This window comes from Parendozoicomonas callyspongiae (genome assembly GCF_023502345.1).
GTDB lineage: Bacteria > Pseudomonadota > Gammaproteobacteria > Pseudomonadales > Endozoicomonadaceae > Sansalvadorimonas > Sansalvadorimonas callyspongiae.
The window spans coordinates 1-780 of sequence record NZ_JAMFLX010000122.1 but is presented as its reverse complement, the minus strand read 5'-3'; the positions used below and the strand labels follow the sequence as shown (position 1 = coordinate 780).

Here is a 780-nt window from a genome sequence, read left to right as displayed (position 1 = left end):
GGCGTTACACGTTTATTCAACATCGAGTGTTTCCAAGGAACAATAATTGACCGAAAAATGGAGTACAGAAGAACTTGAAGCTTCTGTTGTCGCATATTTGGATATGCATATTAAAGATTCAAGAAATGAACACTTTGTTAAGAAGTCATATTACTCTGGACTTTCAGAAAAGTTTGGAAGAACTGAGAAATCCTATGAATATAGAATGCAGAATATTTCATACGTATTCTCTCTGATGGGAAGACAATGGGTTTCAGGTTTAAAGCCAGCTAAGAACGTCGGATCGAATAATGCAGAAATAATCGAACGTCTCATCTGTAAAGTTGAGGGTAAAAGTTACACTGGTGTTGCTGGCTTTGAAACTCAAGTAAATACTCTTAAGAACAAGAAAATCCTGGATAGACCTGCGGGGCTTGTTGAGCCAACTATCTCAATCGGCCAAGCTACGCAATATAGTCGTGACCCAAAAGTTAAAGCATGGGTTCTTAGAGAGTCCCAAGGGCTATGTGAAAGCTGCAATTCGCCAGCACCATTCACAACTGCTGCTGGTGAACCTTTTCTTGAAGTCCACCATCTAAAACGGTTGGCGGATAAGGGTTCTGATCGTGTTAGTAATGCTGTTGCTCTATGCCCAAACTGTCATAGAGAACTGCATTATGGTCAAAGTAACTCAGATAAAATCGATGCTCTTTATGCAAAAATTTCTCGCCTCATCAGAGAGTAAACGTGTAACAAGAGCTTCATGTCGCTGCGCTGGGACGCCTACGGCGCCCCATAAGC

General features: G+C 41.4%; 1 protein-coding gene. It reads left to right on the top strand.

Annotated features, from left to right (window positions below):
* Positions 1-46 precede the first annotated feature (46 nt).
* A complete protein-coding gene (locus M3P05_RS20565; RefSeq protein ID WP_249702015.1) occupies positions 47-724 on the top strand; it encodes an HNH endonuclease in 678 nt (225 codons plus the stop codon).
* The last annotated feature ends 56 nt before the right edge of the window (positions 725-780 follow it).